The sequence below is a fragment of the Mucilaginibacter sp. NFR10 genome (assembly GCF_900100445.1).
Taxonomy (GTDB): domain Bacteria; phylum Bacteroidota; class Bacteroidia; order Sphingobacteriales; family Sphingobacteriaceae; genus Mucilaginibacter; species Mucilaginibacter rubeus.
Window position 1 is genome coordinate 482,667 of record NZ_FMTV01000002.1, and the last position, 14,218, is coordinate 496,884.

Annotated in this window: 13 protein-coding genes; 5 read left to right on the plus strand and 8 right to left on the minus strand. The window is 42.6% G+C overall.

Annotation, left to right across the window (positions count from 1 at the left end):
* Positions 1-113: 113 nt before the first annotated feature.
* Positions 114-1,568, plus strand: coding sequence for a DUF5723 family protein (locus BLP33_RS09920; RefSeq protein WP_090527054.1), 1,455 nt, complete (start codon positions 114-116; stop codon positions 1,566-1,568).
* Here the strand turns inward: BLP33_RS09920 and tsaB are convergent.
* The 4 genes from tsaB to rpmH form a co-directional block, all read right to left on the minus strand.
* The gene (tsaB, locus tag BLP33_RS09925) at positions 1,565-2,257 is read right to left on the minus strand and encodes a tRNA (adenosine(37)-N6)-threonylcarbamoyltransferase complex dimerization subunit type 1 TsaB (RefSeq protein ID WP_090527056.1); all 693 of its coding nucleotides are present in this window, start codon (positions 2,255-2,257) and stop codon (positions 1,565-1,567) included. The genes BLP33_RS09920 and tsaB overlap by 4 nt on opposite strands.
* A 9-nt stretch (positions 2,258-2,266) precedes the next feature.
* A complete protein-coding gene (yidD, locus tag BLP33_RS09930) occupies positions 2,267-2,509 on the minus strand; it encodes a membrane protein insertion efficiency factor YidD (protein ID WP_175489980.1) in 243 nt (80 codons plus the stop codon).
* Positions 2,510-2,522: 13 nt separating this feature from the next.
* Positions 2,523-2,927 carry a ribonuclease P protein component gene (locus BLP33_RS09935; protein WP_090527060.1) on the minus strand — a complete coding sequence of 135 codons (405 nt, stop codon included), beginning with the start codon at positions 2,925-2,927 and terminating at the stop codon, positions 2,523-2,525.
* Between the two features lie 76 nt (positions 2,928-3,003).
* Positions 3,004-3,162 carry a 50S ribosomal protein L34 gene (rpmH, locus tag BLP33_RS09940; RefSeq protein WP_083878950.1) on the minus strand — a complete coding sequence of 53 codons (159 nt, stop codon included), beginning with the start codon at positions 3,160-3,162 and terminating at the stop codon, positions 3,004-3,006.
* A gap of 384 nt (positions 3,163-3,546) precedes the next feature.
* Here rpmH and BLP33_RS09945 point away from each other — a divergent pair, with 384 nt between their 5' ends.
* Positions 3,547-4,425, plus strand: coding sequence for a ChaN family lipoprotein (locus BLP33_RS09945; RefSeq protein ID WP_090527062.1), 879 nt, complete (start codon positions 3,547-3,549; stop codon positions 4,423-4,425).
* 161 nt (positions 4,426-4,586) lie between these two features.
* Here the strand turns inward: BLP33_RS09945 and mscL are convergent, their stop codons facing one another.
* The gene (mscL, locus tag BLP33_RS09950; protein ID WP_090527064.1) at positions 4,587-4,991 is read right to left on the minus strand and encodes a large-conductance mechanosensitive channel protein MscL; all 405 of its coding nucleotides are present in this window, start codon (positions 4,989-4,991) and stop codon (positions 4,587-4,589) included.
* 176 nt (positions 4,992-5,167) lie between these two features.
* Between mscL and rpoN the strand changes: the two genes are divergently transcribed.
* Positions 5,168-6,643 (plus strand): RNA polymerase factor sigma-54, encoded by a 1,476-nt coding sequence (gene rpoN / locus BLP33_RS09955; protein ID WP_090527066.1) that lies wholly within the window; start codon positions 5,168-5,170, stop codon positions 6,641-6,643.
* Between the two features lie 378 nt (positions 6,644-7,021).
* Here rpoN and BLP33_RS09960 read toward each other — a convergent pair whose 3' ends face one another.
* Together BLP33_RS09960 and glmM are read right to left on the minus strand one after the other, a co-directional pair.
* Complete coding sequence (locus BLP33_RS09960; protein ID WP_090527068.1) at positions 7,022-8,158, minus strand: cysteine desulfurase family protein; 1,137 nt, start codon at positions 8,156-8,158, stop codon at positions 7,022-7,024.
* Positions 8,159-8,281: 123 nt separating this feature from the next.
* Entirely contained in the window at positions 8,282-9,673 is a 1,392-nt protein-coding gene (gene glmM, locus BLP33_RS09965; RefSeq protein WP_090527070.1) for a phosphoglucosamine mutase, read from the minus strand.
* 265 nt (positions 9,674-9,938) lie between these two features.
* On the opposite strand from glmM, the gene BLP33_RS09970 reads away from it, so the two are divergent.
* Positions 9,939-10,502 carry a phosphatase PAP2 family protein gene (locus BLP33_RS09970; RefSeq protein WP_090527072.1) on the plus strand — a complete coding sequence of 188 codons (564 nt, stop codon included), beginning with the start codon at positions 9,939-9,941 and terminating at the stop codon, positions 10,500-10,502.
* Complete coding sequence (locus tag BLP33_RS09975; RefSeq protein ID WP_090527074.1) at positions 10,502-11,218, plus strand: ZIP family metal transporter; 717 nt, start codon at positions 10,502-10,504, stop codon at positions 11,216-11,218. The genes BLP33_RS09970 and BLP33_RS09975 overlap by 1 nt, the downstream gene beginning before the upstream one ends.
* A gap of 48 nt (positions 11,219-11,266) precedes the next feature.
* Here the strand turns inward: BLP33_RS09975 and BLP33_RS09980 are convergent, their stop codons facing one another.
* Positions 11,267-14,077: a S9 family peptidase gene (locus BLP33_RS09980; RefSeq protein WP_090527076.1), complete on the minus strand. Its 2,811-nt coding sequence runs from the start codon at positions 14,075-14,077 to the stop codon at positions 11,267-11,269.
* Positions 14,078-14,218: the final 141 nt, after the last annotated feature.

Here is a 14,218-nt window from a genome sequence, read left to right on the forward strand (position 1 = left end):
ATACCCGCTCAATTTCGTAGAACATTACAAATAGCAATTTGTAAAAATTTTACAGACAATCAGCTTTGAGTTCTTTTCTTTAAGAAAATTCGGGCAAGATATGTGGGCCAATTATGAATAAGATCTTCTTTACTATTCTTTTTTTTATCTTTTATTCTTTATCGGTATCGGCTCAACAGTTTTCGCAGTATAATACCGGCACCCTTTACGATTCATTTGAAAATCCTTCACAAAGAGCCTTTATCCCCGATTCGAGCCGGGAAATAGCTTTCAATTTTTTAATCCCGAATTTTAATGCTAATTTCTATATAACCGGCGATATACAACGGCCGCTAAAAAGCCGCGCATTTGCAAGCCCTTCTTATTATAATACCTCATCACTGCGCATCGGTCAAAATGCTTTAAATCATTTCAATGTAAACGCCAATGCATATGCGGTAATGGTTAAACTTTTCACCAGTTTAAACGGCAACGTTGAAATGGGCTTTTCGGCCCAAACCAAAGTAGAAGGTAAAGGCCTGGTCACCGATGAGTCTATAGCTTTTCTTGATGGACCGTCAAATTTTGCGCGTGATAATTATGATAATATATTCAACAACCATTATAGGATGCAGATGTATGACCAGTTAAGTTATATCTACCGGGAGCAGGTTAGTAAACAACTCTCCTTAGGCTTTAAGCTGAGCTACCTGTCTGGTGTTCAATATAACAAAATAGATGTGGAGGAGTCGAGCCTGCAGATTAACCGGGACCCGACAAATCCTGACAATGACAATGCCGACGTTTATATGAGGGGACGGTATTACAGGAGCTATGTGCCCGGCAGACTGGATGGGCGTGACTTTTTACCAACGTTTCGCAACCCAGGTGCGGCGATATCAATGGGTGCAACTTACCGAACAGAGGATGGGATCCTGATACAAGGTAATATAAAAGACCTTGGCTTTATTCACTGGAACAAGCGCTCAACCATTACTGATTTTAATAACACAACAAATATAACAGATATTACATCCCAGCATCGTGATGAGAATATATATAACGCTGTATATGAATTGGTCAGGGGCAACGGAATGGTTACTTCATTTAACACAAAAACCAATGCCAAAGCCGAATTGAGCGTATCCAAAAGCTATTGGCTTGATGATGAAAAAACATACAGATATTTCCCAACAGTTGTAGCCCAAAAAGAAATGTTCTTTTCCGGTTTTACCGGAGCAATGGTTAACTCGGTACAGAAAAACAACCTGATAGCTACCTTAACGGCCACTTATGACGATTATAAATTATTTAATCTCGGCGCACAAATTATGGTAAAATCCCCTAATGTCGAATTTTTTATAGGTTCCGAACGCTTACTAAATACGGGCCGCCTTACTCTGGCCGCTTTAAATAATACCAATCAAATAAATAGGGTAGGCAATTATAGCGGGGCGGATATCTTCCTGGGCTTTTCACTGAAATTTGGACGGGTAATTGAACATCCAATGAATTCCAGCTATATCCCTATGGGCGAAAAAGGGTTTTTGGGCCGTTTGTTTGGCCGTATTTTTAAAACCAATAATTAAAGCGCTTTTTTCCCGGCTATAAAATCTTTAAGGTAGTAAGGTTCGTAATAAGCTACATCTTCAAATGCGCCATCAGCAAATTTTTGAGCTGCTTTTTGAGTAAGATATGTTGCCGAATTTACAAAATCATCCAAAAACAAAGCATTTGGGCTTTCACTTAAAACAGCTTTGCATTTTTCGGCACCATCACCAAAAAACAGGATCTGATGGTCTTTCAAATAGTTGGCAAAGCTGTTTCCTTCTATAATATCAGCAGCTGTTTCACGCACCCTGTTGCCGGCAGCATCAAATAATGCTGTATAAACCTCCATTCGGCGGGCATCTATCATTGGGCATAACAGCATATTACCATCAGTAGCATCCCCCGGGCTGTTAATAACGCCATAAGCCATAGCCTCAAGTGTTTCAACCGCTATCAAAGGTTTATCAAGGGCGAAGCACAATCCTTTGGCGGTAGATACACCTATCCGTAAACCGGTGTATGACCCCGGACCGCTGCTTACAGCAATAGCATCAAGCTCGTTATAAGTTAATCCCGATTTATTCAGCAATTCATCGATATATAAAGTAATAACTTCAGCATGGATATTACGGATATTTATTTGCTTAAAGCCTAAAACCTTGCCATCGCGGGCAAGTGCTACCGAGCAGGATGTTGTTGCTGTTTCTATTTGAAGTATAAGGCTCATATTATAAATTTATGGTACCGGATCATGCCCATGACCACCCCAGGGATTACAACTGGCAATGCGCTTTATGGTTAACCAACCACCTTTAAAAGCACCATACTTCCTGATGGCTTCAACACCGTACTGCGAGCAGGTGGGTGTATACCGGCATGATGCCGCCGAAAGCGGCGATATAAAATATTGGTAAAATTTGATCAGGATGATGAAAATTCCCCCAACTAATACTTTTAAAAACCTGGCGATTGTATCCATAAGCCCATTCATGTTAATTAGCTGTGACGGGTATTGCAGCAGTTAACTCACCGGAAAGCTGGGCAAGCATCCTCAGCATTTTTTTTTCGATGAAAAGGTATGGTTCAATTTCTTTGCCTACATAGCCTACCGAAACAATGATCTTTTTATCCGCTTGCTGCAAAATATCATAAAGATGCTGCTGTTTGTGGAGCCTGTACGCTTCGCGCATCAGACGTTTTACCAAATTACGGTCAACGGCGTGCTTATAACGCTTTTTAGGAACGGAAAAAAGAATTTGCGCAGGATAGGGCTGTGGCTCGGGATTGACAAGCCAGGATACCCGGAAGGGATAACATAAAAAAGAAGAACCGTTATGAAAAAGCTTGTCAATAAGCCTCTTGTTACATAACCGTTCTTCTTTTTTAAAAGTATACATAGTTGCCATTTTTGAACCGAAGGATAAAGCAGATAAGCGGTTCCAAACCCTTATAAATAGGGTAGGGCAACCTCAATTATGCTTTGTGCCTGCCTTCGTCAGAAACAGTTAACCTTTTTCTGCCTTTAGCTCTTCTGGCTGCTAATACTCTCCTACCGTTAGCAGTTGACATGCGTTCACGGAAACCGTGTTTATTTCTTCTTTTTCTTTGAGAAGGCTGAAACGTTCTTTTCATGGCTATATTTTATTCTATTCGTCTTTTTAAAACAAGAGCGCAAATGTAGTTATTTTATTTAATAATTCAAACACTATTTTTCTTATTTATAATAACATGTGTACCGCCGCCCGGCGGCTGTAAATCAGCGGCTCTTTTTTCGGAAAACTAATTGTACGCGCAATAATTAAATTCGAAATCCTGTTCATTATCTGAACTAAATAACAGCGGCAAGCTATCATTCCAAATCAAATTAAATAAAAAGTTAAATTTAACATTAATTATTTGTTACAGATTCAGATTTTGCAACAATGTGCACTCGCGAAGTGTGCATTTATTAAAAAAAGCTGAATAAACAGGTCCGAATCATTAACAAAGTGTAAATTCAACAGCTTATCCTAACAAATGAAATTAATCCTTTCCGTAATATTCATATTTCTATCGGCCGTTACCATAGCGCAGGAGCTACCTGCAACACATTATAAAATTTACAGCACATCCGCGCAAAAGACTATCACGCCCGACGATATTGTTAATGATATGGCCAATGCCGACGTGATTTTCTTTGGCGAAGAGCATAATGATTCAACAGCGCACTACCTGGAATTTAGCTTGTTCAAAAAGCTTTCGGAAAAATATCCGCAGAAAACAGCGCTTTCCATGGAGATGTTTCAAACTGACTGTCAGCTGGTGCTGAATGAATATCTCGCGGGGCTTATTCGCGAAAAAAATCTGGTAACAGATGCACGTACCTGGCCTAACTATAAGGATTACAAACCACTTGTTGAACTTGCCAAATCCAATCATCTGCCGGTAATAGCAGCCAACGCTCCAACCCGCTATACCAACATGGTTACACGCGGCGGCCTTGATGCTTTAAAGCAGCTTGATGCCCAGGCTAAAAGCTATCTTGCACCACTGCCAATTGATACCGCTACCGGGGCTTATTATGATAAATTTGCTAAAATAATGGGAGGTCATGCCTCAATGCCGGGCATGCAGATCTACCAATCGCAAAACCTTTGGGATGCTACGATGGGCTGGTCGATAGCGAAATTCCTGAAAAACCATTCGGGTTTTAAAGTATTGCAGCTCAACGGCGGCTTTCATAGTGAAGAAAAACTGGGTGCGGTAGCCCAACTTAAAAAATACGCACCCAAATTACGTGTGCTTAACATAGCAACCTACATGGATGATAGTTTTGACAAGCCCGACTGGAGCAAATTAGCTGGCATGGCCGACTATATCATTTTAACTGATCCTAAGCTGCCGAAAAGTTTTTAGTGTCGATGGTTCATAGCTATTAAGAAAAACCGCGAACCATAAAATTTGGTAACCATGATTGATAGTTAAGAAATAGTTGATGGTTCATACATAGCCATATAGCACAAAAACCATGAACTATGATCCATGAACTATGAACCATCAACTACGAACTAAATTACTTAAGCTTTCTTAGCCAGTAAATCGCGGATTTCTGTAAGTAAAACTTCTTCTTTAGTTGGTTCAGGTGGTGCTGCAGGGGCTGCTTCTTCTTTTTTCTTCAATGAGTTGATACCCTTAACAATTAAAAAGATACAAAAAGCAACGATCAAAAAATCAATTACATTATTGATAAATAAACCGTAATTAATTGCGGTTTCCGGTGTTTTATCAACAGCCGGCTTAAGTACATACTTTAAATCTTTAAAATCAATACCCCCGGTTGCCATGCCAATAGGCGGCATAATAATATCTGCAACCAGCGAGGTAACAATTTTACCAAAAGCAGCGCCAATGATAACACCTACAGCAAGGTCAACCACGTTGCCCCGCATTGCAAATTCTTTGAACTCTTTTACTATTGCCATAAATTAAAGTTTGGTTACTTAAAGTTAATAATATTACATAAACTATCAATTCATATAGTTTTTTTGATAGCGCTAAAACAATTGGCATGCCTAAAACATTTAACAACTTTAAAGCAGATACCTCAAGTAATTTTTAGTTAATATTAATTTGATGTATTTTTGGCTACATCTTAATTATGCTTAAACAGAACCTTCAACAAAAACTTTTACAAAAACTTTCGCCCCAGCAAATACAATTTATAAAATTGCTGCAGGTGCCTACTGTTTCGCTTGATACCCGGATAAAAGAAGAACTGGAAGAAAACCCCGCACTTGAAGATCTGAGCCTTACCAACCTAAACGAACCCGAAGAACAATATCCTGACCGCGACCCCGACGAAGATAATTATAACAATGACGAGGAAAAGGGCGAGATGGATGAATTTAATATTGACGACTATCTGCAGGAAGACAACGTAAATGATTACGGATCGCGCTATGATCAAAATGGTGACGATGAGGATGAGCGTAAAGAGATCCCCATTGCTGTGCAAAGCTCATTTTTTGAAAGCCTGCAAGCCCAGTTAGACCTGCTTCCTTTGAGTGATAAAGATTTCATGATCGGCAAGCAGATCATAGGCAGCCTTGATGACGACGGCTATCTGCGCCGCCCCATCATGTCGCTAACCGACGACCTTGCATTTTCACAAAATGTATTGGCTGAGGATGACGAAGTAGAAGAGATGCTCAGGGTGATCCAGGGCTTTGACCCTCCCGGTGTGGGCGCGCGCAGCTTACAGGAATGCCTGCTGATCCAGCTTCGCAAAAAAGATGCAAACGACCCTATCATCAAAAAAGCGATACAGGTTGTTGAACATTATTTGGATGAGTTTACCCGCAAACATTACGATAAGCTTGAAAAATCATTGAATATGAACTCCGTTGAGTTGCGTGCGGTGGTCAATGAGATCTTGAAACTCAATCCCAAACCCGGCGATTCAAACGAGATCAACACCAAGCAAATGCAGGTGATCCCTGATTTTCATATCACTAACAATGATGGTGTGCTCATCCTTACCCTCAATTCAAAAAACGCCCCCGAACTTAGAGTAAGCCGCTCATACCAGGAAATGTTTCAGCATTATGACAAGGCTTCCCAAAAGGATAAAAAACTGAAGGAAGCAGTGCAATTTGTAAAGCAAAAGCTTGATTCGGCCAAATGGTTTATTGATGCCATTAAACAGCGCCAGCAAACGCTGCTCAAAACCATGAATGCCATTATGCAGTACCAGTATGAGTTTTTCCTTACCGGTGATGATAAAAATCTGAAGCCGATGATACTGAAAGACATTGCCGACAGGATTGGCATGGATATTTCAACGGTATCCCGTGTAGCCAACTCCAAGTATGTACAAACCGAGTTTGGTACCTTCCTGCTGAAATCTTTCTTCTCTGAAGCCATCCAAACCGAAAGCGGTGAGGAAGTATCCAATAAAGAAGTTAAAAAGATTTTGGAAGAGCATATCGGCAAAGAAGATAAGCGTCATCCGCTTGCTGATGAAAAATTGACCGAGATTCTTAAAGATGCCGGCTACAACATAGCCCGCCGTACTGTAGCCAAATACCGCGAACAAATGAACATCCCGGTGGCAAGGTTAAGGAAGGAGTTGTAGCTTAGAGATTAGAGGCCGGAGATTAGAGATTAGTTGCAAATCACGATCCTTAACGAAAAATCCCCCATACCGTCATGCTGAACTTGTTTCAGCACCCCACTGGACGGGTGGGCGATTTGCTTGGCAGTGTGCTTAGCATATGAGGTGCTGAAACAAGTTACCCATGACAACTTAAAAAGAGAGGTGTCATACTGAGCCCGTCGAAGTATGGCGGGCAGGCCTCTGCGCACGAGTCTTCGACGGGCTCAGACTGACAAGCCCTCTTTGTCATTTCACCTTCAGAGGCCCCGGATTTAATTTACTCAGCATGCCCCTATCAAAGTAAAACGCCTTAAGAACCAGTCCTTAAGGCGTTTATAATATCAGTACTTTCAAAGTTTACACATTCACAGCACAAAGCTCGCGAACTTTAGCTACTACAAAATCAACTTCTTCTTTTGTATTATACTTTGAAAACGAGAAACGTACCGATGGCCGTGAAGAGCTGGCACCGATAGCAGTTAACACATGCGAACCAATATCGCTGCCCGAACTGCAGGCACTGCCGCCCGACGCAGAAATGCCGGCAATATCAAGGTTAAACAGCAGCATATCGCTCATTTCCATCTCAGGAAATGCTACGTTCAATACTGTATATAAACTTTTTTCGGGGTCGGTTTCGCCGTTAAAGCTTACACCGGGCACGTTGGCAATCAGTTGCTCCATCATGTATGATTTTAAGCCCTGAATGTGGTTTTGATGCTGTTCCATTTCGCCGTAAGCAAGTTCAAGCGCTTTGGCCAAACCTACTATGCCGTAAATATTTTCGGTACCGCCGCGCATGTTGCGTTCCTGGGCGCCGCCGTAAATAAATGGTTTTATTTTGATTTTATGATTGATATGCAGGAACCCTACACCCTTAGGCCCATGCAATTTATGACCGGCACATACCACAAAATGAGCTTTAAGCTTGCTCAGGTCATGCTGGTAATGGCCCATGGTTTGCACAGTATCACAATGATAAATGGCATTGTATGTTTCGCACAGGTCACCAATGCGCTCCATATCTGATAGGGTGCCTATTTCGTTATTGGCATGCATTAATGAAACAAAACTGCGTTCATTTTCTTTCAATAATGTTTCCAGGTGGTTATAATCAATAACACCCTTGCTGTCTATGTTTACCAGGCTCAATTTAATAATGCCCGATTTTTCCATTGCTTCCAGCGTGTGGAGCACTGCGTGATGCTCGGTGGGGCTGGTGATAGCATGGGTAATTTTGTGATCAATGATCCCGCACCTGATAGCCGTATTATCGGCCTCCGTACCGCTTGATGTAAAAAAGATTTCGGCGGGCGAGGTGTGCAGTAAACCGGCAATCGTTTTCCGCGAACGCTCAATTAAAGTACGGGCTTCCCTGCCGTGGGCATGTATTGACGACGGATTACCAAACTGGCTTTCCATCACCTTATACATCTCCTTCATCACATCAGGATCAAGCGGTGTAGTGGCGGCATTATCAAAATAAACGCGCATTTTTTTAAAAATTATAAATTAATGGATCAGTAACTTCAAAAACACATGCCCGGTAATGTATATATAAGCAAGCAACCAACGGTATTTACCGCCGGTTGCCTGCTATTTTTAATACCAGTAAAATTAACCTTTCAGCTGTAAGATCTCCTTAATATCGATGATGATCTTATTGGCCAAACCGTTTGCCACGGTTTCAGAATTGCCTTCAGAGTAAATCCTGATAATGGGCTCGGTGTTTGACCTCCGCAAATGTACCCATTCTTTATCAAATTCTATTTTCAGGCCATCAATTGTTGAGTGGGGCTGCTTGATGTATTTTTCTTCAACTTTCGCCAAAAGGGCGTCTATGTCCATTTCAGGTGTTAAAGTGATCTTGTTTTTTGAAATAAAATAACCCGGATATGACGCACGCAAACTTGAAACCGACTTACCATATTTAGCCAGATGAGTTAAAAACAACGCGATACCAACTAAAGCGTCACGACCGTAATGTAACTCAGGGTAGATAACCCCGCCATTACCTTCGCCACCGATAACCGCGTTAACTTCTTTCATTTTGTTAACCACGTTAACCTCTCCAACCGCAGCCGCGTGGTATTCGCCGCCTGCTTTTTCAGTTACGTCGCGTAGCGCACGGGTTGATGACAGGTTAGATACCGTGTTGCCCACATTGTTTTTCAAAACATAGTCGGCTACGGCAACCAGCGTATATTCTTCGCCAAACATGTTACCATCTTCGCAAACAAAGCAAAGGCGGTCCACATCCGGATCAACAGCAATACCCAAATCGGCACGTTTACCCACAACCTCTTTTGATAAAGCTATCAGGTTTTCAGGAAGCGGCTCGGGATTATGCGGGAAATTGCCATCCGGCTCACAATACAGTTCGTGAACGGTTTCAACGCCCAAAGCTTTCAGCAAGGCCGGTACAAAAATACCGCCTGTTGAGTTAACACAATCTATTACTACTTTAAAGTTGGCTTTTTTTATAGCCTCAACATCAACCAGCGGCAAGGCCAGTACAAGGTCGATGTGTTTTTGAAGCCATGTATCATCATGAGTAACTTTACCCAGATCGTTTACATCGGCATAATTAAAGTCGCTGTATTCGGCAATTGTTAGCACTTCCTTGCCATCGGCATCACTGATAAACTCGCCGTTTGCATTGAGCAGTTTAAGGGCGTTCCATTGTTTTGGGTTGTGGCTCGCGGTTAGGATGATACCACCCGCCGCCTGCTCACCGGTAACGGCAACCTCAACTGTCGGCGTAGTTGATAACCCGAGGTCAATAACATCAATCCCCAAACCCTGTAGCGTGCCAATAACAAGATTGTTCACCATAGCACCCGATAAACGGGCATCACGGCCTACTACAATCTTTTTAATCCCCGATTTTTTTACAGCCCATGATCCGTAGGCCGAAGTGAATTTTACAATATCAAGCGGTGTTAAACCATCGCCAACAGCACCGCCTATGGTGCCGCGTATTCCTGAAATAGATTTTATTAATGTCAAAATGCGAAGTTTTTGGTGTGGTAAAAGTAAAAAATATAAGCTACAAATGATATTGTTTTAAGGATTTACGCAAACGCTTGCATATAAGGTTACGGCTAATTTATTGTTTTTTAATACGGTGCAGGGTGGTTTCAATTGTCATCCCTGCGCATTATTTTATGCTTAACGGGATAATGCTGCTGCTAAGTATTAAAATTTAAAGGATTTTTTAAGCTATTTGATAACTTTGGAAATTACAGCAAACAAACACCTATAGTAAAAAACAATGCCCGACTATCTTTTAAACCTCGACCGGCATTTATTTTATTTCATTAATCATGACCTGTCCAATTCATTTTTCGACTGGATCATGCCCTTGTTGCGTAACCCCAAATTCTGGATCCCGCTGTATATTTTCATCATTATTTTTTGTTTATGGCGATATAAAAAAACAGGCGCTATTATTATAATGCTGCTGGCGGCATCGGCAGGCGTTGCTGATTTCACCAGTGGAGTTATTATTAAGCACAATATTCAGCGGCTTCGCCCTTGCCGTGACCCGGTTGTATCTGCAACCGATATCAGCCGCGTGCCCTGTGGTAGCGGGTATAGTTTTCCATCAACCCACGCCACCGATCATTTTGCCATGGCGATATTCCTTAGCTTTGTGTTTTTCAGAAAATGGAAGTGGGTATGGCTTTGGGCGATACTTTGGGCAGGCAGCATTTGCTTTGCACAGGTATACGTGGGGGTGCATTTCCCGGTAGATGTATTGTGCGGCGCTTTATATGGGGCCTTTGTTGGATGGCTGTTTTCATTATTGTTTAAAAAATTACAACCTGCCTTTTAATGGGATATTGGAAAATTCTGCTGCTTTTTTTTGCTGCCTTTTTTGGCGGTACTTCTGTGTTTTTATTTAAGGGCGATAACCATAAAACGCTGAAACTGGTACTGTCGTTCAGCGGGGCTTACCTGTTTGGTATTACCGTTTTGCACCTGATTCCCGATGCTTACCACGGTAATGATAACTACGTCGGCGTATTCATATTGGTCGGCTTCCTGTTCCAGATTGTGCTTGAACAATTTTCGGACGGGATTGAGCATGGCCACATGCAGAAACACCCGCATGATCTGGCAGTTTTCCCTATTGGTATCATGGCAAGCCTTTGCCTGCATGCTTTTTTGGAGGGAATGCCGCTTGCCCAGGGCAACCAGGACCAATTAGTTTACGGCATTGCCTTACACCATATCCCGGCAGCCTTCGCACTGGCTACAGTGTTGCTCACTAATAAACAAGGTAAAAACAAAACCATACTTTTTGTGGCGGTATTCGCGGTAATGGCGCCGGCAGGTTATTTTTTCAGCGACGCGTTAAGCAGCGGAAACATTGGTAACCTACAGCATTATTTTAACAGGATCATGGGGGTTGTTATCGGCATCTTCCTGCATATCTCCACTACCATCCTCTTTGAATCGAGTGCTGATCACCGTTTCAATATGCGTAAAATGATGGCGGTATTAGCTGGTGTAGTCATTGCGCTGCTGGGTTTTTTGAAGGAGCTGTAGATTATTAATCCTATTACTTTATGTAAAATTAATTTTTATATAAAGTTTTTATTTTTCCAGCTCCAGGCCTAAGTCTTTCCCTTTATCAACCGCAGGCACTCCCTTATCCATCCAAACCGGCATTGGCGCGCCTTTTAAAAAGTGATCGAAGAATTGCTGCTCACGTATAGTAATGTCTTTGCGGTTTTGGCGCAGTACCAGGTTATGAGCCTCGCCATTGTATTGCAGTAACCAAACAGGTTTACCTAAACGGCGTAAAGCTGTAAACATTTCAATCCCCTGGTACCATGGCACAGCGCCGTCGGCGTCATTACTCATGATCATCACCGGTGTTTTTACTTTGGGCAGCTGGAACAAGGGCGAGTTTTCGATGTACAGCTCAGGCTTTTCCCAAAGCGTGGCACCAATGCGGCTTTGTGATTTTTCGTACTGAAATTGCCTGTTCAGGCCCGATTCCCAGCGGAGTCCCCCGTAGGCCGAAGTCATGTTAGCTACCGGCGCGCCTGCCCAGGCTGCGGCATACATATTGGTTTGGGTAATGAGGTAAGCCACCTGGTAACCACCCCAGCTTTGGCCCTGTAAGCCAATATGTGCAGCATCAACCCATGTGTTTTTCTTTAAAGCCTCAACGCCCGAATTTACAAACTCGACTGCCGATGCCCCCGGATGACCGGTTTGGTAGCTGATATCAGGTGCGAAAACAAGATAACCGTTGCTTACAAAAAATGAGATAGGCAGGCGGGAAGGAGTGGGAGCCGGAGCAATGTAATTATAAAGCCCGTCAGAAAGTTTCTCATAAAAATAAACTATCATCGGGTACTTTTTGGCCGGGTCAAAATCTTCGGGCTTATACAAGATGCCTTGCGACTGATAGCCTTTAGGTGTCGTCCACCTCACAAGCTCGGCAGTGCCCCAGTTATATTCATTTTGTTGTATGTTGATGTTGCTCAGCTTGATCTCTTTCTTCAAATCAGATGAAAAGTACAAATCAGGCGACTGTTTATAGCTTGCCTTGGTGTAGATGTAAGCATCTGCATTTTTAGCTTTCAGCAGGTTATCATAACTCATTGGGGCCATGGTCACTTTTTCGGGCAGATTGTTAGTCTCAGGAAACTTCCGGAAATATCCCCATTGCCTGGTTTCTTCGTTTTGGGTTAACAGCCACATCGGCTCTTTCAGGGGGATGAATTTTTGCTCCGGATCGGTTTGATCATACCTCATGATCAGTTTGTTTTTGCGCCCTATGCCTTTGGTAAAGTTAAGCGCGTCGCCCGTTGCCGGGTCAAAACGCCAAATATCATACCTGTCGTAAATAAATACGGCCTTGTCGCCAGCCGTCCAGCCTGCCACACCGTAAGCTGAAGGATAGCCGGGCACATCGTTCAGTTCGTCGCCCGTTTTGGTGCCGGTTGCTTTGCTCAGGTTTATTTTTTGCCCCGTTGCTATGGTATAGCAGTACCATGCCTGATCTTTAGCATCAAACCATAGTACATAATTGCCCTGCGGAGAGATATAATAACGGCCCAAAGAGGCATTAATAAACCTGTGATTGCCGCTCCGGGTATCAATTAAAATGGCTTGTTGCCTGGTACTGCCTTCCCACTGGGCCGATACGCGGGCGCCGGTATCTGTAAGCCCTAAAACATAGCGGGCATCTTTATTTTCGGCAGTTAACATTTCGGGAATGGCCTTGCTACCTAATTGAATAATTTTGGCATTCGTTTCTTCAGGTTTTATCACTGCAAGATAGCTACGCTTCAACTCGGTTTGCAGGTTTTTGAGCTGCTGGGGCTGCAGGTAATCATCTTTGTAGTTCCAGATATCCAGCTTGGCTACCTCAAAATCAGCAAGGGTGGTATCGGCAGGTTTGGGGATAGGTGCAGTGCCAAAGAAAAGGCTATTGCCGCTTTTGCTAAAGCTTACTTTGCCATCGCCGCTTACCGCCCAGTTATTGGGTATGCCTGCAGATCCGACAGCGGCAATAACTTCCGCGCTATCTTTTGCAGTGTTGTAGTAATAAAGCTTAAATGGTTTTACCAATGCCTTTTCCGGATTTTTCTCGGCAGTAAAAGCTACCTGGCGCCCGGCATCATCAATACTGATGTTATGGTAATTGCCTCTGCCGGTGCTTAGCCGTTTGACCGAGTTTTTTTCCAAATCAAATAGATACAGACCGGATACAGTCTCTTTTTGTTTTATCGGGGCTGTAACAGCAAACGTTACCCATTTGCCGTTTTTGCTGACCTGGTATTCGGTCACATATTTAAAAGTTCGTGCGATGCCGGTTTTTAATTTTTTAACAGTTAGGTCTGCACCTTCAAGCGTAGGCGGGGCAACAGTTGCAGCCACAGCTTTTTTTGAGGTATCGCCTGGTGCTGGTTTTTTAAGTGTATCGGCCGTTGCCAGGTAGGCTATAACAGCTGCATCTTCGGCTATTTTAAATGAACGGATGGCCGGGACTTTGCTTACGGATGATGATCCTAAAGTAATTATGCCTAAAGTATCTTTAGGGAAATCCGCCTGCTTTTTCTTCTTTATTTTGGCCTGCCTGGTATCCTTATAAAACGGCCGGATAAGGCATACAGCAAATTTTGAATCGCTGCTTATCTTAATTGTGTCAGCTCTTGGAATTTTTACCAAAGTAGCGTTCTTGGCGTCTTTTATAATCAGTTCAGCATCGCCCTGCTGCGGCTTTATGACGTAACCTATCCATTTACCATCATTGCTGATGCGTTGGCCTGTTATACTTTGCCATCCATCAAACACAGTATGATCTAAAGGTTTTTTAGCTTTTTTTTGAGCAGATACATGAAACCCAATAGCTAATAACAGGCAGGCTGATAGTAAAAGTTTACGCATACAGGAAAGATGTCAAACCTAAATATGCTGAAAACTTATGGTTAAAAGAAATTAGTTACTGTAAAGTTACAATTGATGTAAAAGGTGAAAGGTGAAAGGTGAAAGGTGAAAGGTGAAAGGTGAAAGGTGAAAGGTGAAAGG

Excerpts from the sequence above, each read along its gene's own strand:
- BLP33_RS09920 (WP_090527054.1), top strand. The coding sequence starts at position 114 with ATGAATAAGATCTTCTTTACTATTCTTTTTTTTATCTTTTATTCTTTA.
- tsaB (WP_090527056.1), bottom strand. The coding sequence starts at position 2,257 with ATGAGCCTTATACTTCAAATAGAAACAGCAACAACATCCTGCTCGGTA.
- yidD (WP_175489980.1), bottom strand. The coding sequence starts at position 2,509 with ATGGATACAATCGCCAGGTTTTTAAAAGTATTAGTTGGGGGAATTTTC.
- BLP33_RS09935 (WP_090527060.1), bottom strand. The coding sequence starts at position 2,927 with ATGTATACTTTTAAAAAAGAAGAACGGTTATGTAACAAGAGGCTTATT.
- rpmH (WP_083878950.1), bottom strand. The coding sequence starts at position 3,162 with ATGAAAAGAACGTTTCAGCCTTCTCAAAGAAAAAGAAGAAATAAACAC.
- BLP33_RS09945 (WP_090527062.1), top strand. The coding sequence starts at position 3,547 with ATGAAATTAATCCTTTCCGTAATATTCATATTTCTATCGGCCGTTACC.
- mscL (WP_090527064.1), bottom strand. The coding sequence starts at position 4,991 with ATGGCAATAGTAAAAGAGTTCAAAGAATTTGCAATGCGGGGCAACGTG.
- rpoN (WP_090527066.1), top strand. The coding sequence starts at position 5,168 with ATGCTTAAACAGAACCTTCAACAAAAACTTTTACAAAAACTTTCGCCC.
- BLP33_RS09960 (WP_090527068.1), bottom strand. The coding sequence starts at position 8,158 with ATGCGCGTTTATTTTGATAATGCCGCCACTACACCGCTTGATCCTGAT.
- BLP33_RS09970 (WP_090527072.1), top strand. The coding sequence starts at position 9,939 with ATGCCCGACTATCTTTTAAACCTCGACCGGCATTTATTTTATTTCATT.
- BLP33_RS09975 (WP_090527074.1), top strand. The coding sequence starts at position 10,502 with ATGGGATATTGGAAAATTCTGCTGCTTTTTTTTGCTGCCTTTTTTGGC.
- BLP33_RS09980 (WP_090527076.1), bottom strand. The coding sequence starts at position 14,077 with ATGCGTAAACTTTTACTATCAGCCTGCCTGTTATTAGCTATTGGGTTT.